Genomic DNA, 18,040 nt, shown 5'->3' with positions numbered 1-18,040 from the left:
ACGGCGGCCGGCTCGCACGGGCCGGGCGGACCGGTCGCGACCTGCGCTCCTATGCCCGGGTACGAGTACGGGTTACCTGAAATCGATCACACGCCAAGCCGTCGTCGCGGTCTAAACCACTGACACCGCGGCTCGACGGACCGCGCCGCTCCACATCCGCTCCGTCCGGCTGGTCAAGGGAGCCTGACCACAGCATGCGCAATCTCGTCCCGGGATTCACCTGGGCAATCCTGTGGTCCCGGGGCCCCGGAGGGCCGGGCCGGATCGCGGGGCGGACGAACCGCGTCGCACGAGGGACACCGCCGACGGCGCGTGGGCCGAGCCGCACGACGCTGCTGCGTCAGACCGGCAGGGACCCGGACGCGGTCAACCGGCTGGGTGACCTGTCGGCGTACCGCGCCTTCGTGGACGTATGCGACGTAGCGGGCGACGCTCTGGGCGGCGGCTTGCCCCCGGCCCCTTGCCGCCCGTCCTCAACATCGGCGGCGGGCAGGCCGTCCCGGTCCGCGATCTGGTGCGGGCGCCTGCGCGCGTCGCGGGGTTCCGGGGGGATCGAGGAGGTCAGTGATGGATCCGCCCGCTCGGGTGAGGTGTCCTGGGCAGCGCTCCGACATCACGGCCGCCGACGACGCCCTCGGCCGGCGGCCTTCCTGCCGACTCGGCGCGGCTCCGGTCGTGCTGAACCTGGGCGTCCGTCCGGCGCCGGGGTACGCCCGGCTGGGGGATCTGGTCGTGACCTTCGAGGGTCACTGGTCCATGTACGTGACGGCCTTCGGCAGACCTGTGGACCACTCAGCTCCCGCCCGAGCGGTTCTGCCACCTCGTCCACGGCGTGCCCGAAGCACACGCACCGCGCTCGCCGTCCGCAACGCACGCGACCGCGGTGCGGCGGTCTTCGGGGCCTGTGCCGGGCGAACTGCCCAACCCTCGGTCTCGGTTGAAGCCCGTCCTGGGCGGAACCGCTCCATGAAACCTAATGGGGATTGCTCGGTCGCCGGGGCGAGGCCGCGCAGTGGGAAGAGGCGTACGGCCTGCCTGGGTCCCGTGGGCGACGCCGGTTGCCTGGTTGGTCGACAGGGCCGATGTCACGTTCCGGAGACCGCGCCCGCGGTGCCGTCCGGAGGCCGGCGAGATCCTCCGGACGAAAGACGTCCAGGTCGGCCCACTCAGGGCCGACCTGGACGTCATGATCAGACGAGGTCGAACCGGTCCAGGTTCATCACCTTGTCCCACGCCGCGACGAAGTCCTTCACGAACTTCTCCTTCGCGTCGTCGCTCGCGTAGACCTCCGCGAGCGCGCGCAGCTCGGAGTTCGACCCGAAGACGAGGTCGGCACGGCTGCCGGCCCACTTGATCTCGCCCGTGGCGGCGTCGCGCCCCTCGAACGTGTTCGCGTCCTCGGACGTCGCCTTCCACGTCGTGCCCATGTCGAGCAGGTTGACGAAGAAGTCGTTGGTCAGCGATCCGGGGGTCGTGGTGAGGACGCCGAGCTGCGACTGCTGGTGGTTCGCGCCCAGCACGCGGAGACCACCGACGAGGACCGTCATCTCGGGGGCGCTCAGGGTCAGCAGGTTCGCCTTGTCGAGCAGCAGGTACTCGGCCGGCAGCCGGTTGCCCTTCCCGAGGTAGTTGCGGAACCCGTCCGCGGTCGGCTCGAGCGCGGCGAACGACTCCACGTCCGTCTGCTCCTGCGACGCGTCCACCCGGCCCGGCGTGAAGGGGACCTCGACCTCGAAGCCGGCCTCCTTGGCGGCCCGCTCGACGCCCGCGGCACCGGCGAGCACGATCACGTCGGCGAGCGAGATCTGCTTGCCGCCGGTCTGAGCGGCGTTGAACGTCTCCTGGATCCCTTCCAGGGTGCGCAGCACCGTCGCCAGCTGGTCGGGGTCGTTGGCTTCCCACCCGATCTGCGGCTGGAGGCGGACGCGCGCACCGTTGGCGCCACCACGCTTGTCGCTGCCGCGGAAGGACGAGGCCGACGCCCACGCGGCGGACACGAGCTCGGACACCGACAGGCCCGAAGCGAGGATCTGGCCCTTGAGGGAGGCGATGTCCTCGGCGTCGACGAGCTCGTGCGTCACCGCGGGCAGCGGGTCCTGCCACGGCAGCACCTCGTCCGGAACCTCAGGGCCGAGGTAGCGCACGACCGGTCCCATGTCGCGGTGGGTCAGCTTGAACCAGGCGCGGGCGAAGGCGTCCGCGAACTCGGCCGGGTTCTCCAGGAAGCGCCGCGAGATCTGCTCGTAGGCCGGGTCGAACCGGAGCGAGAGGTCGGTCGTCAGCATCGTCGGGGCGTGGCTCTTCGACGAGTCGTGGGCGTCGGGCACGATACCCGCCCCGGCGCCGTCCTTCGGCCGCCACTGGTTCGCACCGGCGGGGCTCTGGAACAGCTCCCACTCGTAGCCGAACAGGATCTCGAAGAAGCTGTTGTCCCAGGTCGTCGGGGTGTTGGTCCACGTCACCTCGAGACCACTGGTGATCGCGTCGCCACCCTTACCGGTGCCGAAGGAGTTCCTCCAGCCGAGGCCCTGCTCCTCGAGCGGGGCAGCCTCGGGGTCGGGGCCGACGTTCTCCGCCGGGCCCGCGCCGTGGGTCTTGCCGAAGGTGTGACCGCCCGCGATCAGGGCGACGGTCTCCTCGTCGTTCATCGCCATCCGGCGGAACGTCTCACGGATGTCGCGGGCCGCGGCGAGCGGGTCCGGGTTGCCGTTCGGGCCCTCCGGGTTGACGTAGATGAGGCCCATCTGGACCGCGCCGAGGGGGTTCTCCAGCTCACGGTCGCCGGTGTAGCGCTGGTCGTCGAGCCAGGTGGTCTCGGGACCCCAGTAGACGTCCTCGTCGGGCTCCCAGACGTCCGGGCGCCCACCGCCGAAGCCGAAGGTCTCGAAGCCCATCGACTCCAGGGCGACGTTGCCGGCGAGGATCATGAGGTCGGCCCACGAGATGTTCTGGCCGTACTTCTTCTTCACCGGCCACAGCAGACGGCGGGCCTTGTCCAGGTTCCCGTTGTCCGGCCAGCTGTTGAGGGGGGCGAAGCGCTGCTGGCCGGCCCCGCCACCACCGCGGCCGTCGCTGATCCGGTACGTGCCCGCGCTGTGCCACGCCATCCGGATCATGAGCGGGCCGTAGTGGCCGAAGTCGGCCGGCCACCAGTCCTGCGAGGTCGTCAGCACCTCCGCGATGTCCTGCTTCACCGCAGGGAGGTCAAGGCTCTTGAACGCCTCCGCGTAGTCGAACTCCTCGCCCAGAGGGTTGGCCACGGCGGGGTTCTTGGCAAGGATCTTCAGGTTGAGCCGCTCCGGCCACCACTGGCGGTTTCCACCGCCCTGAGTCGGGTGCGCGGCCCGCCCGTGCACGACCGGGCAGCCACCTCCGCCCTCCGATTTCGCGTCTACGACGATTGCGTCATGGTTCTCAGTCATGGGAATCCTTCCGGACCAGGCGGATCACGGTGCTCAAAAATTGCGGGCGGTGGAACAGTCGGGGCAGGGACCCCAGTGGATGACCCCGGCCTTGTCGATCGACAAGCCGTGGTCGTCGGAAACGGTCAGGCAGGGGGACTCGTCGACCGCGCGTTCGACGTCGGTGATGACACGGCACGACCGGCACAGGACGAGGCGGTGGTTGTCCCCGACACGTCCCTCGAATCGGGCCGGGCTGTCGCTCCGGTTCGATACGGCGTACGAGCCCAGCCGCGGTGGGCGCGTGGAGGGCCTCACGCACGACTTGAAGGAAGACACGGCCCACGCGATCGCGCGCCCCGGAGGCGATCGCCTCGACACCGAGATGGTCACCGCCGAGGCGGTCACCGTCCCGAACGGCGTCGCGCAGCGCGACGCGGGCGGCCGTCACCCGCAGGCCGGCACCGCACAGCTCCCCGGCGGTGGTCCCGTCCGTCTCTGTCTCCTGCCCTACTGGAATCTTCCTGTCCCTTGGCTCTCGCCGGAACCGATCCTACGATGGACCGAGTCCAAGTCAATAAGCGCGCCAAACCCATATCCAATCGGACCCCGGACGTCCCACTGTAAACTCCGGGCATCCCACCGAACCTGAATAGGTGAACCGATATGAGTGACCTGCTGGAGCGACTGCGCGGGCGTGGCTGGCGGATGACCTCCCAGCGGCGTGTCGTTGCGGAGGTCCTCGACGGCGAGCACGTGCATCTCACAGCCGACGAGGTGCACGCCCGCGCGGTACAGCGACTGCCCGAGATCTCCCGGGCGACCGTCTACAACGCCCTGGGCGAACTGGTCTCCCTCGGTGAGGTCATCGAGGTCTCCACGGACGGCCGGGCCAAGCGCTACGACCCCAACGCACACCACCCGCACCAGCACCTGGTGTGCTCCAACTGCGGCACCATCCGCGACGTCCACCCGACCGGCAATCCACTGACCGACCTCCCGGCGGAGGAGCGGTTCGGCTTCATGGTGTCCGAGGTGGAGGTCACCTACCGCGGGCTGTGCCCATCCTGCGTCTAGGAATGCTCGCCCCTGGGAGTGCTTGGCGCGTCCGGGGAAGGGGAGCGCTTGCTGGTGAGGGAACGCGTTTCTCGCAGCGCGCGGCGCTCTCCCCCGGGTTGACCGCACCGGACAGCACGAGCCCCAGCTTCTGCCCGGCCTCCTCCATGGCCTTCAGAGCGCGTTCGTCGCCGCGCCGGGCCCGGCGCTCGAGCTCGGCCACGCCCGGTGTCCCTGCCGCATCGTCGATTCCGGCCGCGTCGTCGATGCCGACCGCCTTCAACAGGGCGTACTCCGCGAACCCGTGGGCTCCGCGCAGCAGTGGACCGCCCACCACCAGGCGCCACCGACGCCGATCCCGCCGCTCAGACAGACGAAGCTGCGCGCCTCGTCCGCCCCACCGGCGAACCACAGCTCGGCGAGAGCCGCCACATTGGCCTCGTCGCCGGAGCCGACCAGCAGCGCGCGGTGGCCAGGCCTCAGCGCGGTCAGCGCCTTGGCGAACAGTCCCTCGACCGCCACCCTGTTCCACCCGAGGTTGGGCCTGACGTACCGATCCCCCGGAGACGATTCCCGGTAGAGCCGACTGGGCCGCCACCGGAGGGAGGCGGCTGGATGCGAAGGTGAAGGAGCCTTCAGCGGTTGTCGTTTGCCGATGTGACAGATTCGCCCGATGTGACTCGAGGCCGGGCGGGACGGCCGGTCACAGGTCGAGGACCAGCCGGGGCCCGCACGAGCGGGAGACGCAGATGAACATGGTGTCGCCGGCGGCCCGCTCGTCCTCGCTCAGCAGCGAGTCCCGGTGATCGGGCGTGCCGTCGAGTACGTCCGTCTCGCAGGTGCCACAGGTGCCTTCGCGGCAGGAGGAGTCCACATCGACGCCGGCCTCCTCCACGGTTTCGAGCACCGAGCGGTCGGGCGCCACGGTGAGAGTGAGCCCGGCGCGGGCGAGCACCACCTCGAAGGCCTCGGCGGGGCGGACTTCGGCTGCCCGCACCGGGGCGAACCGCTCGACGCCCAGCGTGCCCGGCGGCCAGCCGGCGCACTGTTCCTGCGCCGCCAGCAGCAGGGGTTCGGGGCCGCAGGCGTGCACCAGGGTGCCTTCTTCGGGCGAGCCGAGGAAGGAGGCGAGGTCCAGCAGGCCGTGCTCGTCCTGCGGCCGGACGAGCACGCGGTCACCGTAGGGCGCGAGGCGGTCCAGGAACGCCATGGAGGTGCGGGTGCGGCCGCCGTACAGCAACCGCCAGTCGGCCCCCGCGGCTTCGGCGGCCTCGATCATCGGCAGGATCGGTGTGATGCCGACACCGCCGGCGATGAACAGCTGGCGTGCCGCCGGCCGCAGCGGAAAGTTGTTCCGCGGCCCGCGGACGCGCACGGTGCCACCCTCCGGGAGGAATCCGTGGACGTACGCGGAACCCCCGCGGCCCTGCGTCTCGCGCAGGACGGCGATCCGCCAGACATCCTGATCCGCGGGGTCGCCGCACAGCGAGTACTGGCGGACCAGGTCGGCGCCCATGAGCAGGTCGATGTGCGCGCCCGGAGCCCAGGTGGGGAGCGGCTTGCCGTCCGGGTGGCGCAGGGTGAGGGAGACGACGCCGTCGGCCACGCGGGTCCGGGTCGCCACGACGAGGATCGCCTCGTCCGCGGGCAGCTGGTCTGTCATGGTGGATCAACCTGGTCTCGTACGGGTGTGGGGATACGGACGGGATGCGGGTAGCGGCGGGCAGCAGGCCGGGAAGCGGGTTCGGCGTCAGGCTTGCGGTGGTACGTGGAGCAGCAGGGCGTCACCCTGGCCGCCGCCCCCGCACAGGGCGGCCGCCCCGGTACCGCCGCCGCGGCGGCGCAGTTCCGCCGCGAGGGTCAGTACCAGCCGGGTGCCGGTCATGCCGACGGGGTGTCCGAAGGCGATCGCGCCACCGTTGACGTTCACCTTGTCCAGGGGGACGCCCAGCTCCCGCATGGAGGCCAGGGCCACACCGGCGAACGCCTCGTTGATCTCGAACAGGTCGAGGTCGGCGGCCTTCAGCCGGCCGTTCCGTGCAAGGGCGTCGCCGATCGCGCCGGCCGGCTGGACGAGGAGGGAGGGGTCCGGGCCCGCTACGGTGCCGTAGGCGCCGATCTCCGCGAGCGGGGTCAGGCCCTCCCGGCGGGCGCGTTCGGCGCTCATCACGACGACGGCCGCGGCGCCGTCGGACAGTTGCGAGGAGTTGCCCGCGGTGATGGTGCCCGCGGCGGAGAAGGCGGGCTTCAGGCGGCCCAGGCTGTCCGCGGTGGTCCCCGGCCGTATGCCCTCGTCGGCCTCCACCACCGTCTCGCTCCGGCGTCCGACCACCGTGACCGGGGTGATCTCCGCGGCCAGCGCGCCGGACTCCTGGGCGTGCAGGGCCCGTTGGTGCGACCGCGCGCTGTACTCGTCCTGCTCCTCGCGGGTGAAGCCGAACGGCTGCTGGTACCGCTCGGTGGCCGCTCCCATGGAGATTCCGTCGAAGGCGCAGGTGAGCGCGTCACGGTCGAGGGCGTCCTCGGCCGCGGCCGTGCCGTACTTCCAGCCGGTACGGGCTCCGCGCAGCAGGTGCGGGGCGCCCGACATGGACTCCATGCCGCCCGCGACGACCACCTCGTGGCGCCCAGAGGTGATCATGAGGTCGGCGAGGGCGATGGCGTGCAGACCGGACAGGCAGAGCTTGTTGACGGTGCTCGCCGGTACGGCGAACGGAACGCCGGCGGCGACGGCGGCCTGCCGCGCCGGGTTGGGACCGGCCCCGGCCTGGACGACATGGCCCATCACGACGGCCTCGACCGCGGCCGGGTCCAGGTGCACGGCGGCGAGTGCGGCGCTGATGGCGTGGGCACCGAGGTCGGGTGCGGACAAGGTGCTCAGGGCGCCCATCAGCTTGCCGATGGGCGTTCTGGCTCCGGCGACGATCACGGATCCGGGCACGGCCGGTACCTCCTGAAGTGGATGTGGGCAGGTCAGGCGGCAGCGTTGACGGCGTCGCCGGCGCGCTCGGCGACCATGTGGGCCGTCTCGTTCACCGAGTGCAGGACGATGCGTCCACCCGGCAGCCGCCGCACCCGGCTGACCGAGGTGTAGCCAGGGTGGAACCAGAACATGCGGGACAGGCCGAGCACGGTCGCCAGATAGGTGTTGGTGATGCCGCCGTGGCAGACCGCCGCGACCCGCCCGCCGGGGTGGGCGTCAAGGATGGTGTCCATGGCCCGGGCCGCCCGCTCCCGGAAGGCGTCCCAGTCGAGATCGGGCACGAAGTCCTCGTACCGTCCCTCGGCGAGCGCCACCGACCGGGGATCGTCCGCGCGGATCTGCTCCGGCGGCGTGTAGGGGTGCGAGACGTCGGTGTCCCACTCGCGCAGGTCGTCCAGGACCGTGGCGGTCATCCCGGTGAGCCGCTCCAGCGGCGCCGCTGTCTCGCGAGCCCGCTGGAACGGGCTGACGTAGAGGGCGTCGATGTCCTCGTGCACGAGCCAGGCGGCGAGGCGCTCGGCCTGGGCGGCGCCCTCCGGCGACAGCCCCGGGTCGTACACGCCCCCCAGGGGAAGGCCGTGCCGGATGAGGAGGAGTTCGGTCATTGATCGTCCCTAAGTGGGTGGTCCTGGGGAGTGGTCCCTGGGGGGCCTTGGGGGGTGGTCCCCAGGTGGATGGTTCCCGGATGTGAGGCGGTCCAGGAGGACCTGGTGTGGTCGGTCGGTCCGGCTCAGCCGGCGATGGTCCGCTCGGAGCTCCAGTAGGGGCGGCGCATCGCGCGTTTGTCGAGCTTGCCCATCGCGTTGCGCAGGAGGTCAGGGACGAACTCGTACGACTTCGGGCACTTGTACGCGGCCAGCCGGTCGCGGCAGAACCGGTCCAGTTCCTCGGCCGACGGCTCGTCCCCGGCGGTCACGACCAGCGCGCGCAGCGACTCGCCGAAGTCCGGGTCGGGCACGCCGATGACCGCGACCTCGGCGACCGCCGGGTGTCCGCGCAGCACCGCCTCGCTCTCGGCCGGGTACAGATTGACTCCGCCGGAGACCACGACGTCGGCGGCCCGGTCGGTGATGAAGATGTAGCCGCTCGCGTCGACGTAGCCGATGTCGCCCAGCGTGAAAACGCCCGGCGACACGTACGCGGCCTTGGTCTTGTCCGGGTCCGCGTGGTAGCGCACTCCCCTGCCCTCGGGTGCCTGGAACGCCAGCAGTCCGAGTTCGCCGGGCGGCAGCGGGTGGCCGTCTTCGTCGGTCACCAGGACCTCGAACGGGGGCTGGACCCGCCCGACCGAACCCGGGTGCGCCAGCCACTCGGTGCTGCTGATGCGTGCCACGGTGCCAGCCTCGCTGGCGCCGTACGACTCGGTCAGCACCGGACCGAACCACTCGATCATGGCTCGCTTCATCTCCGGCGGGCAGGCGGACCCGGTGTGGGAGACCTGGAGAAGGCTGGAGACGTCGTATCGGGTACGTACCTCTTCCGGCAGCGCGAGCAGGCGTTGGAAGTGTGTGGGCACCATCACCGTGGAAGTGACCCGCCACTCGTCGACGCGGCGCAGGAACGTCTCCGTGTCGAATTTGCCGAGGACGACCACCTGCTGACCGGCCACCAGATGCCGCAGCGAGGTCAGCGGCGCGTTGTGCTGGAGCGGGCCGCACACGAGGTGCGGCCCGGGCGGGAAACTCGGCCGGGCGGCCATCGCTGTCAGGTAGGCGGAGCTGTCGGCGACCGGACCGTTCACCCAGCGCACCTCGGTGCCGCGTGCCCGGCCGGTGGTTCCCGAGGTGTAGACGAGGGGCGGCCGGGCGGCTCGGTCCTTGGGGAGAGTCCGCTCGGCGGGCGCCGCCGCCAGCCACAGGTCCCAGTCGAAGGCGTGCCCGATCGCCGGGGTTCCGTGCATCACGATCGGCAGGCCCAGTTCGCGGGCGGCCTCCAGGGCGGCGACCGCGCCGGCGGGTCCGGAGATGATCCCCGTCGCGCCCGCGTCGATGATCTGGTCGACGAGTTCGCCCACCATCAGCTGTCGGGAGGTGGCCACGGTCCCGACTCCGGCGCGCAGTCCGGCCAGGTGGGCCACGAGGGTGGGTATGGCGTTGTCGCCGAGGACGGCGACCCGGTCGTCGGGACCGGGCGCGATCTCCAGCAGACGTGCCGCCGCCCGCGAGACCTGGTCGGCGAGCTGGGACCAGGACAACACCTCCCCGTCGTCCACCAAGGCGGGCTCGTCGGGTGTCTCCTGGGCGCGGCGGTCGAGTGGTAGCAGGGGCATGGCTCCTCCGGCGGCTCCTCGGTCCTCCCCCGTGTCCACGGGAGAGCCGTTGCCGAGACTGTAGCGTTTATCAAGAAAGTGCGGAACACTCTGACCGAGACGGAGGCATTCGAGCCTGCTCGACGGATGGGATGGCTTCTTTCTCTCCACCGTTACTGAATCTGCCGTCTGGTAACTGTTGGTCTTGGTAAGTGTCCTGAGGAGGACCCATGTCCCAGCCGGATGTGGACACGTGGCGCACACAGGTCGGGCAGTGGCTGGCCACCGTGCTCGAACCGGCCCGTGAGCCGGAGTCCACCGATGACACCCCCGATCTCGCCGTGTTCCACAATCTTCCCGACGACGAGGAGCGGCTGCTCCTCGAGCGCTGCCGCGCCTACCAGCGCGCCCGCTTCGACGCCGGATACCAGGCCCTGACGCTCCCCCGGGCCAACGGTGGCGCCGGCCTGAGCGCCGCCCACGCGATGGCCTTCGCGCAGGAGGAGGCGGTGTTCCAGGTACCGCCGTCGACCGAACTGATCAGCGTCACGGTCCGGCTGGTCGGCATGGCCGTCTCCCTGTTCGGGACAGCCGAACAGTGCGACGTCTACGCACAGGCTTTCCTGCGTACGGACCTGCTGGCCTGCCAGCTCTTCAGCGAGCCCGGTGCCGGATCCGACCTCGCCGCCCTGCGCACCCGCGCCCGGCAGGAGGAGGGGGGAGACTGGGTGATCGACGGTCAGAAGGTGTGGACCTCGGGAGCCCAGTTCGCGGACTACGGTCTGCTGCTGGCCAGGACCGACCCGGACGTCGTCAAACAGGCGGGCATCACCGCCTTCCTGGTGCCGATGGACGCACCCGGTGTGGAGATACGCCCCATCCGCCAGATGAGCGGCGGCGCCTCGTTCAACGAGGTGTTCCTCAGCGGCGTACGCATCCCGGACCGGCTGCGGATCGGACGTCCTGGGCAGGGCTGGGAGGTCGCCACCACCACCCTCGCCTTCGAGCGGACCGCCTCCGGCACCGGCAACCGGCGCAAGGGCGGCACCTTCACGGACGTTCTCGCCCTCGCGCGCTCACTCGACCGCACCGGGGACCCGCTGGTCCGCCAGCGCCTCGCCGATCTGTACATCCGCGCCGCGCTGCGCACGGCCACCGTGGACCGGGTCGCCAGGGCGAGCGCCGCCGGCGGCCGGCCGGGCCCGGAGGCGTCGCTGACCAAGCTGATGGCATCCGACCTGCTCACCCGTACCGGGCAGGCCGCAGCCGAGCTGATGGGTGCCCGGATCAGCGCCGACACCGGAGAGCCCGGCACGTTCGCCTGGACCCAGCACCTGCTCGGCGCCCCCGGCTACCGGCTGGCCGGCGGCACCGACCAGATCCAGCGCAACCTGATCGGCGAGCGCGTGCTGAAGCTGCCGGGCGAACCGCGGGTGGACCGGGTGCCGTTCTCCGAACTGTCCGGCAATTGAGCCCTGGGCGGGATGACGCCCCCCAACACGACACGACACCCGCAACAACCGAGGAGTGACATCGATGGATCTGGGACTGACAGGTGCGAATGCGCTGGTGACCGGTGCGAGCCGGGGTATCGGCCGAGCCATTGCCGGAACCCTCGCCGCCGAGGGCTGCGCGCTGGCGCTGTGCGCCCGGGGCGAGGAGGCGCTGGCGAAGGCCGCCGCCGAATTGCGCGGCGAAGGGGCGACGGTGTTCGCCGAGCCGGTCGATGTCACCGACCCGGCCGCGCTCGCGGGCTTCGTGGAGCGGGCGGCCGCCGAACTCGGCGGCCTGGACCTGCTGGTGTCCAACGTGTCGGCGGGCAACGTCAAGGGCCCCGAGTCCTGGGAGGCCAGCCTGCGCGGCGACCTGATCCCCTTCGCCGGACTGGTCGAAGCGGCACTCCCCTACCTCGAGGCGTCCGACCGGGCCGCCGTGGTGGCCATCGGCACCACCAACGCCTCCGACACCGCCCGCCCCGCCGGAGCCAACTCCTACTCCGCCCTCAAGGCCGCCGTCGTCCAACACGCCTCCGCCCTGGCCCACTCCCTGGCACCCAAGGGCATCCGCGTCAACACCGTCTCCCCCGGCCCCATCGACTTCCCCGGCGGCGCCTGGGAGACCATCCGCACCAGTCGCCCCGAGGTGTACGAGGAGGTGCTCGCCAAGCTGCCGATCGGCCGCTACGGCACCGCCGAGGACATTGCCGCGGCGGTGGCGTTCCTGCTCGGGCGGACCGGCTCCTTCTGCGTCGGCGTCAACCTCGTGGTGGACGGCGGGCTGTTGACCCGCGTCCAGTACTGAGCCGTGGCGGGCCCGGCCGGCCGGCTGGACGCCGTACTGGTCTGCGGTGGCAGGTGGCACGACTTCGACTACGCGCGGCTTCGGCTGCTGGAACTGCTCGGTGACCATCCGCAGGTACGCACCACGGTCTACCAGGACTACGACTGCGTCGCCGCGCTGGAGAAGGCCGACCTGGTGGTCACCTACACCTGTGATGTCCGGCCCCGCCCGGCCGAGCGGGCCGCGCTGGCTCGGTTCGTCGAGCGGGGCGGGCGGTGGCTCGCCCTGCACGGCACCAACTCGGTGATCGAGGAGCCGGCCCGCGGCGGCCCGCGGGTGTTCACCACACCGCGGCTGCTCGGGCAACTCGCCGAGGTGCTCGGCAGCCAGTTCATCGCCCACCCGCCGATCGAGCCGTACAAGGTACTGGTGACCCGGCCCGACCACCCGCTGGTCGCCGGGATCGACCCGTTCATGGTCACTGACGAGCTGTACGTCTGTGAGCTGCACGGGGAGTTGGAGGTGCTGCTGCACGCCGAGTACTCGGGGCCGTGCCGCGGTTTCGCCGAGGGCGACACGGTGGCACTCGACGACGCGCCCCGGCCTGTGCTGTATCTGAGGCGGCACGGCTTCGGCGAGGTGTGCTACTTCACGCTCGGTCATTGCCGGGGGCGCTACGACGTGCAGGATCTCGGCGTGGACGACACCGGGCGGGTGGATCGGGGGCCGTGGGAGACGACGGAGTTCCTGACCGTACTGCGGCGGTGCGTGGAGAGGGTCGTGGGGGCGGGGAGCCCTGTGGGCGGCTGAGCGAACCGGGGTGGTACCCGAGGGTTTTCGCCCCCGCCGCCCCTACCCGTCCCATCCCTGGGGCTGGCGCCCCCAGACCCCCCTTTCGGCCTGAACGGCCTCGTCCTCAAACGCCGGACGGGCTGGAAGTAGGGGCACAGCCCCACTTCCAGCCCAGGGGCGCGGGGAACTGCGCGACCAGCCACAGCGGACCCGCACCCGACAACACACCCCGACGGAGCCTGGGGCGGAGCCCCAGGCTCGTGTCCCGGCTCACCCGTGCGGCAGCACAACCGCCCGGCCGGTGATCTCCCCCGCATGCAGCCGCTCGTACGCCACCGGAGCGTCCTCGATCGAGAACGTCTCGACGTGGGAGGAGACGAGACCCTGGCGTGCCAGCTCGACGACCTCCATGAGCTCCACGCGGCTGCCCCAGTAAGGGGCCGAGGCGGACACCTCGAACGGCAGGCCGCCCCCGAAGCCGACCGCCAGCGTGCCTCCGCCGATGCCGACGACGGTCACATCGCCCTCCACCGCCACTGACGCGGCGGCCACCGCCAAGGTCGCCTCGACTCCCACAAAGTCCAGTACCGCCTCCGCTCCCACCCCACCGGTGAGTTCCCGGATGCGTGCCGCCGCCTCGCCGTCGGAGAGCAGCGTCTCGTGGGCGCCGACGGTCCGCGCGAGCTCAAGCTTCTCCTTGCTCACGTCGAGGGCGAGGACCCGGGCGGGAGTCAGCGCGCGCAGTAGCTGTACGGCGAGGTGGCCCAGCCCGCCGACGCCGATCACCACCGCCGTGCTGCCCGGCACCAGCTTGGGCAGCGACTTCCGGATCGCGTGATACGGCGTCAGCCCGGCGTCGGTGAGGGGTGCTGCCTGCGCCGGGTCCAGTCCATGCAGCGGCACCAGGTGGCGGGGTGAGTCCACCACCATGTACTCCGCCAGGGCGCCGGGAGAGCCGAGTCCGGGTGGCATGATGCCGAGCCCGGCCGCATGCGGACAGCAGTTCTCCTTGCCCTCGGCGCACTTGCGGCAGCGGCCGCAGCCCCATGGGCCGTACACCGCCACTTCGTCGCCCTCAGCCACTCCGGTGACACCGCTGCCCACAGCCGCGACCGTGCCGGCGCCCTCGTGACCGAGCGTCAGCGGCAGCGGATAGGGGAACTGTTCCTCGGGCCAGCCCATGACCGCCAGGTCGGAATGGCACAACCCCGCCGCCGTCACCTTCAGCAGGACCTGGCCCGGGCCCGGTTCGGGCACCGGAATCTCGACGACCTCGGGCGCGCTGCCCACCGCCCGGTACTGAACCGCTTTCATCGTCAGACCTCCTTGTCAGGGCTGGCTACAGGCTCGACGGGCGGCGACTTCCGGCGGCGCAGAACCGCCGGTAGCGCGATCCGCCCACCCGTGAGCACCAGCGCGACGATGAGGACCGAGCCGGTGAACAGGCTCGCGGCCCACTGCGCGCTGGTGGCGAGCCCGAGCCCGGTGATGCCGGTGCCGAGCAGCAGCACCGCGAGCACGGTGCCCCAGGCGTTGAAGCGGCCCGCGCGCAGCTGGGTCGCCCCGACGAAGGCAGCCGCGTAGGCCGACAGCAGGTACGGCGTGCCCGCGGTCGGCGACCCGGATCCCACCGCGGACGCGAACACGATCCCGGCGAAACCGGAGAGCAGCGCGGACGCCACCAGGGTCAGGAAGCGCAGCCGGTCGGTGCGTACTCCTTGCAGGCGTGCCGCGTCGGCGTTGAAGCCGGTCGCGTACAACCGGCGTCCGGTGGCGGTGTGTTCCAGCAGGAACCAGATGGCCGCCGCGGCGAGCAGCAGATAGAGCACCGGCAGCGTGATGCCGCCCGCGTCCAGCTGGGCCAGACTGGCGAACGGCTTGTCCAGCAGCTGAACACCGGTGATTGAGCTGTCCTTCGTGACCATGGTGATCACGGACTGGATCAGCGCGCCGGTGGCCAGGGTGGCGATGAACGAGTCGACCCGCAGGACCACCACCACGATTCCGTTGACCACCCCGATCATCAGCGCGGCGGTCATCGCCAGGGCGATCGCGGTGCCGGGACCGAGGCCCGTGGAGACCATGAAGTAGGCGGTCAGCACGCTGGTGAGAGACATGGTGAAGGCGACCGACAGGTCGAAGACGCGCGCGGCCAGCGGCGGTACGACGCTGAGCGCCACCAGGCCTGCCACGGCGTTGCCGTTCAGCACCTGCTTGACCGTGATGACGGTCGGGAACGTGTCCGGCGCCCAGACGGAGAAGAGCAGGACGATGACCAGCCACACGTAGACGGCGCCGATGTTCCGGAACGACAGGGCGGCCGCTGCCCGCCGGAACAACGCGCTCAGGGCGGGCGCGGGCCTGTCCGGTCGTTCCGGCTGGTCGGCCGGCCGGAGTTCCGCGGCCCGGGTCGGGGTGGATGTCATGTCACTCTGTTCCTCTCATCTGTTCCTTCCATGGCATGGACGAGCGCGGGCTCGGTGATGTCCCGGCCACTGATCTCCCGTACGATCCGGCCGTTCCTCACCACCAGGACCCGGGTGCACAGCGCGAGCAGGTCCTGCGTGTCGGACGAGGAGACGATGACGCCCATGCCCTCGTCGGCCTGACGCCCGATCAGGTCGTACAGCTGCAGGCGGGTGCCGATGTCCACGCCGGCCGTGGGTTCGCACAGCACCAGTACCGGTGGTCGCTGGGCCAGACAGCGGGCCATCACGACCTTCTGCTGGTTGCCGCCGCTCAGGGTGGTGATCGGGGCCCCGCGGCCTGCCGTGCGCACCCCGACCCGCTCGATCCACTCCTCCGCGAGCGCGCCCTCCCGTCCTCGGTGCAGCCGGCCGACGCGGGCGCGGAGCCTGTCGAGGAGGGGAAGGGTGAGGTTCTCCCCGACCGAGAAGTCGCCGATCACTCCCTCGCCCGCCCGGTCCGCGGGGACCAGGGGGAGGCGAAGACCGCCGGCGTCGCGCACGTCGACCCACCGCTCGGAGCGCTCCGGCAAGCGCAGCCTGCCACGCACCGGTCCGGTATGGGCGCCGCACACCGCGTACGGCACCACCTCGTGACCGGAGCCGACGAGGCCGGTGATGCCCAGCCGCTCGCCCCGGGCCAGGTCGAAACCGACTCCGCGCAGAGGGCCGGCCCACAGGTCGCGGACCTCCAGTACGGCCTCGGAGGGACCGGAGGGCGACACCGCCCGGTGGTCGGTCATCTCCTCGCTCTCCTCGCCCGCCATCAGCTCCGCCAGCGAGCGCGGGGTGAGGTCGGCGACGGGAAGGGTGGCGATTCGTCGCCCGCCGCGGATCACGGTCACCCGGTCGGCGAGCGCGAATATCTCGTCCATCCGGTGCGAGACGTACAGGACTCCGGCACCGGCGTCGCGGATCTCCCGCACGATGTCGAAGAGCCGGGCCACCTCGCCGGGCGGCAGTACGGCGGTCGGTTCGTCGAGTACCAGGACACCGCGCCGGCCCTCCCAGCCCTGCAGCGCGGCGGCGATGGCCACCACCGCGCGCTGGACGGGAGAGGCCTGGGCCAGTGGGCGGCGTACGTCGATGCCGAGGCCGAACCGTTCCACCAGCGCGGTCGTCCGTCGCTCCATCTCCGACCAGCGGATGTTGCCGAAGGCCGTACGGGCGAAGCCACGGCTGAGCGCGAGATTGTCCGTGGCGCTCAACTCCCCCACCAGGCCCAGCTCCTGGTGGACGAAGCGGAGCCGGTCGTGCCGGGAAGCGGTGACGTGGCCCAGGTCGAACGGCTCGCCGTCGAGTTCGGCGACCGCTCCCGGCTCGGCGTGGTGGTATCCCGCGAGGATCTTGATGAGGGTGGACTTGCCGGAGCCGTTGGGCCCGATCAGGGCGTGTATCTCCCCTGGGGCGACCTCGATGTCCACCTCGTTGAGCGCCTGGGTTCCGCCGAATCGCTTCGACAGCCCGGACACCCGCAGCACCGGCCGGTCCACCTCGTTCACCTCGTCCGTCCCGGCCGGCCCGTGCGACGTATGTGCGTGCACCGCTCCTCTTCCCGGCATGTCAGCTCAGGCCCCAGAGCGCCTTGAACTGCGCCTGGTAGTCCTCGACGAGCGGGAAGTCGCCGTCGGCGGACGGGAGGTTGTCCTTGGTGACCAGCATGTTGGGCAGCAGCGCCTTCTGGTCCACGGCCATGGACTGGCCGGTGAAGTGGCGGGCCAGCGCGTCGACCTGGATCCATGCCGTTTCGTGGGAGTTCAGTGCCATCGCGCCGTCGGTCTGGCCGCCCTGGATGTACTGGTAGCTCTGCGCGTCACCGACGTTGACGATGATGTGCTTGCCCGTGATGCCCGCGGCCTTCAGCGCGGCCGGGACGCCCACATTGAGCAGGCCCAGGGAGAAGACGACGTGGGTCACCTTCGGGTGCGACCTGAGGTACGAGACCACGCGGTCCGGCATGTCCTTGCCGACCGACGTGATCGGCACGTCGACGGTGTCGAGCGCACAGCCCTCGCACCATTCCTTGTACTTGGCCGCGAACGCCATTTTGACGGGCTTGAGGATCGTGTACGCCGGCAGGTCGAAGTACACGGCATTGGCCTTGGCGCTACTGTCCGACACCACCCACGAGGCGATCATCTCGCCCTGGACGCCGACATCCATCGGTCCGTTCTTCAGCAGGGAGATGCCGTCGCCCACCACGTCGTCGGCGTTGGACTGGATGACGGGGATGTCGGCCGCCTTCAGCTGCGCCAGCTGCTTGGCGTAGACGGCACGTGGGAAGCCCGAGGCGACGACGGCGTCCGGCTTGTCGCGCAGGGCCTGCTCGTAGGCGGCCTGGACGGATTCCGGGGTGCCCTGCGTGGCGATCTGCTTCACCGTCCAGCCGAGTTCCTTCGCGCCGGCCGTGAAGAAGTCGGCGAGGTCCTTGCAGGACTGGACGCCGCAGAGGATGAAGTCGATCTTCTTGCCCGTGGGGATGTCCTTGCCCACCGGCTTGGTGACGGGGATCCGGGTCGGGCGCTCGGAGTACTTCTCCGCGGCCGCACGGGCCTCCGCCAGGCCGGGGCTGTCGGCCGCGGCCGCGGCCGCCTGCGACGCGTCGGCGGCCGGAGTCGTGTCGCCGCCGCACGCCGTAAGGGCGAGCAGGGCGGTGACAGGGACGATCGCGGTGAGGGCGCGGCGGACCGCGCGACCGGGTGTGGAACTCATCGTTGAGTACTCCCGTGGTGTGGTGCCTGCACTGCCGCGGGCCCGCGTCGCTCGCACGTCCGCGGCGGTCGGCTCTGTTCAGGCGGATTCCGGTGCCGTCCGG

13 protein-coding genes and 3 pseudogenes are annotated in these 18,040 nt (G+C 71.1%); 5 read left to right on the top strand and 11 right to left on the bottom strand.

The genetic code is table 11. The features are described 5' to 3' along the window. Positions 1 to 612 precede the first annotated feature (612 nt). Positions 613 to 970, top strand: a pseudogene (locus tag ACTWQR_RS02705) (spherulation-specific family 4 protein); the annotation flags it as partial. A gap of 220 nt (positions 971 to 1,190) precedes the next feature. Here ACTWQR_RS02705 and katG read toward each other — a convergent pair. Next, entirely contained in the window at positions 1,191 to 3,422 is a 2,232-nt protein-coding gene (katG, locus tag ACTWQR_RS02700) for a catalase/peroxidase HPI (RefSeq protein WP_443225223.1), read from the bottom strand. 33 nt (positions 3,423 to 3,455) lie between these two features. Continuing rightward, positions 3,456 to 3,921, bottom strand: a pseudogene (locus ACTWQR_RS02695) (Fur family transcriptional regulator). Positions 3,922 to 4,067: 146 nt separating this feature from the next. On the opposite strand from ACTWQR_RS02695, the gene ACTWQR_RS02690 reads away from it, so the two are divergent. Next, positions 4,068 to 4,478: a Fur family transcriptional regulator gene (locus tag ACTWQR_RS02690; RefSeq protein WP_443225222.1), complete on the top strand. Its 411-nt coding sequence runs from the start codon at positions 4,068 to 4,070 to the stop codon at positions 4,476 to 4,478. A gap of 97 nt (positions 4,479 to 4,575) precedes the next feature. Here ACTWQR_RS02690 and ACTWQR_RS02685 read toward each other — a convergent pair. The 5 genes and pseudogenes from ACTWQR_RS02685 to ACTWQR_RS02665 form a co-directional block, all read right to left on the bottom strand. Further along, positions 4,576 to 5,064, bottom strand: a pseudogene (locus ACTWQR_RS02685) (ROK family protein); the annotation flags it as partial. 96 nt (positions 5,065 to 5,160) lie between these two features. After that, the gene (locus ACTWQR_RS02680) at positions 5,161 to 6,120 is read right to left on the bottom strand and encodes a PDR/VanB family oxidoreductase (protein WP_443225221.1); all 960 of its coding nucleotides are present in this window, start codon (positions 6,118 to 6,120) and stop codon (positions 5,161 to 5,163) included. Between the two features lie 87 nt (positions 6,121 to 6,207). Continuing rightward, positions 6,208 to 7,398: an acetyl-CoA C-acyltransferase gene (locus tag ACTWQR_RS02675; protein WP_443225220.1), complete on the bottom strand. Its 1,191-nt coding sequence runs from the start codon at positions 7,396 to 7,398 to the stop codon at positions 6,208 to 6,210. A gap of 32 nt (positions 7,399 to 7,430) precedes the next feature. Further along, positions 7,431 to 8,045 (bottom strand): histidine phosphatase family protein, encoded by a 615-nt coding sequence (locus tag ACTWQR_RS02670; RefSeq protein ID WP_443225219.1) that lies wholly within the window; start codon positions 8,043 to 8,045, stop codon positions 7,431 to 7,433. Positions 8,046 to 8,170: 125 nt separating this feature from the next. Beyond that, positions 8,171 to 9,709, bottom strand: a complete 1,539-nt coding sequence (locus ACTWQR_RS02665; protein ID WP_443225218.1) for an AMP-binding protein — start codon at positions 9,707 to 9,709, stop codon at positions 8,171 to 8,173. Between the two features lie 209 nt (positions 9,710 to 9,918). On the opposite strand from ACTWQR_RS02665, the gene ACTWQR_RS02660 reads away from it, so the two are divergent. The 3 genes from ACTWQR_RS02660 to ACTWQR_RS02650 all read left to right on the top strand — a co-directional run bounded on the left by ACTWQR_RS02660 (position 9,919) and on the right by ACTWQR_RS02650 (position 12,778). Further along, positions 9,919 to 11,160 carry an acyl-CoA dehydrogenase family protein gene (locus ACTWQR_RS02660; RefSeq protein ID WP_443225217.1) on the top strand — a complete coding sequence of 414 codons (1,242 nt, stop codon included), beginning with the start codon at positions 9,919 to 9,921 and terminating at the stop codon, positions 11,158 to 11,160. Between the two features lie 64 nt (positions 11,161 to 11,224). Next, positions 11,225 to 11,989, top strand: coding sequence for an SDR family NAD(P)-dependent oxidoreductase (locus ACTWQR_RS02655; RefSeq protein ID WP_443225216.1), 765 nt, complete (start codon positions 11,225 to 11,227; stop codon positions 11,987 to 11,989). 3 nt (positions 11,990 to 11,992) lie between these two features. Then, entirely contained in the window at positions 11,993 to 12,778 is a 786-nt protein-coding gene (locus ACTWQR_RS02650; RefSeq protein WP_443225215.1) for a ThuA domain-containing protein, read from the top strand. Positions 12,779 to 13,030: 252 nt separating this feature from the next. On the opposite strand, the gene ACTWQR_RS02645 is transcribed toward ACTWQR_RS02650, so the two are convergent. Genes ACTWQR_RS02645 through ACTWQR_RS02630 form a run of 4 tightly spaced genes read right to left on the bottom strand, consistent with a single transcriptional unit; the run spans position 13,031 to position 17,937 of the window. Then, entirely contained in the window at positions 13,031 to 14,074 is a 1,044-nt protein-coding gene (locus ACTWQR_RS02645; RefSeq protein ID WP_443225214.1) for an NAD(P)-dependent alcohol dehydrogenase, read from the bottom strand. 2 nt (positions 14,075 to 14,076) lie between these two features. Further along, complete coding sequence (locus ACTWQR_RS02640; RefSeq protein WP_443225213.1) at positions 14,077 to 15,186, bottom strand: ABC transporter permease; 1,110 nt, start codon at positions 15,184 to 15,186, stop codon at positions 14,077 to 14,079. Beyond that, entirely contained in the window at positions 15,183 to 16,769 is a 1,587-nt protein-coding gene (locus tag ACTWQR_RS02635) for a sugar ABC transporter ATP-binding protein (RefSeq protein WP_443225212.1), read from the bottom strand. The genes ACTWQR_RS02640 and ACTWQR_RS02635 overlap by 4 nt, the downstream gene beginning before the upstream one ends. Positions 16,770 to 16,788: 19 nt before the next feature. Beyond that, positions 16,789 to 17,937, bottom strand: coding sequence for a substrate-binding domain-containing protein (locus ACTWQR_RS02630; protein ID WP_443225211.1), 1,149 nt, complete (start codon positions 17,935 to 17,937; stop codon positions 16,789 to 16,791). Between the last annotated feature and the right edge of the window lie 103 nt (positions 17,938 to 18,040).

The organism is Streptomyces sp. 2A115, assembly GCF_052245575.1.
GTDB lineage: Bacteria > Actinomycetota > Actinomycetes > Streptomycetales > Streptomycetaceae > Streptomyces.
Note: the sequence above shows the minus strand (reverse complement) of the source record. Positions and strands in the feature narration are given on the sequence as shown.

What these genes read in the sequence shown, in the direction of transcription:
- ACTWQR_RS02645 (WP_443225214.1), bottom strand. Translation starts at nt 14,074, where the DNA reads ATGAAAGCGGTTCAGTACCGGGCGGTGGGCAGCGCGCCCGAGGTCGTC.
- ACTWQR_RS02680 (WP_443225221.1), bottom strand. Translation starts at nt 6,120, where the DNA reads ATGACAGACCAGCTGCCCGCGGACGAGGCGATCCTCGTCGTGGCGACC.
- katG (WP_443225223.1), bottom strand. Translation starts at nt 3,422, where the DNA reads ATGACTGAGAACCATGACGCAATCGTCGTAGACGCGAAATCGGAGGGC.
- ACTWQR_RS02630 (WP_443225211.1), bottom strand. Translation starts at nt 17,937, where the DNA reads ATGAGTTCCACACCCGGTCGCGCGGTCCGCCGCGCCCTCACCGCGATC.
- ACTWQR_RS02655 (WP_443225216.1), top strand. Translation starts at nt 11,225, where the DNA reads ATGGATCTGGGACTGACAGGTGCGAATGCGCTGGTGACCGGTGCGAGC.
- ACTWQR_RS02665 (WP_443225218.1), bottom strand. Translation starts at nt 9,709, where the DNA reads ATGCCCCTGCTACCACTCGACCGCCGCGCCCAGGAGACACCCGACGAG.
- ACTWQR_RS02640 (WP_443225213.1), bottom strand. Translation starts at nt 15,186, where the DNA reads ATGACATCCACCCCGACCCGGGCCGCGGAACTCCGGCCGGCCGACCAG.
- ACTWQR_RS02670 (WP_443225219.1), bottom strand. Translation starts at nt 8,045, where the DNA reads ATGACCGAACTCCTCCTCATCCGGCACGGCCTTCCCCTGGGGGGCGTG.
- ACTWQR_RS02660 (WP_443225217.1), top strand. Translation starts at nt 9,919, where the DNA reads ATGTCCCAGCCGGATGTGGACACGTGGCGCACACAGGTCGGGCAGTGG.
- ACTWQR_RS02690 (WP_443225222.1), top strand. Translation starts at nt 4,068, where the DNA reads ATGAGTGACCTGCTGGAGCGACTGCGCGGGCGTGGCTGGCGGATGACC.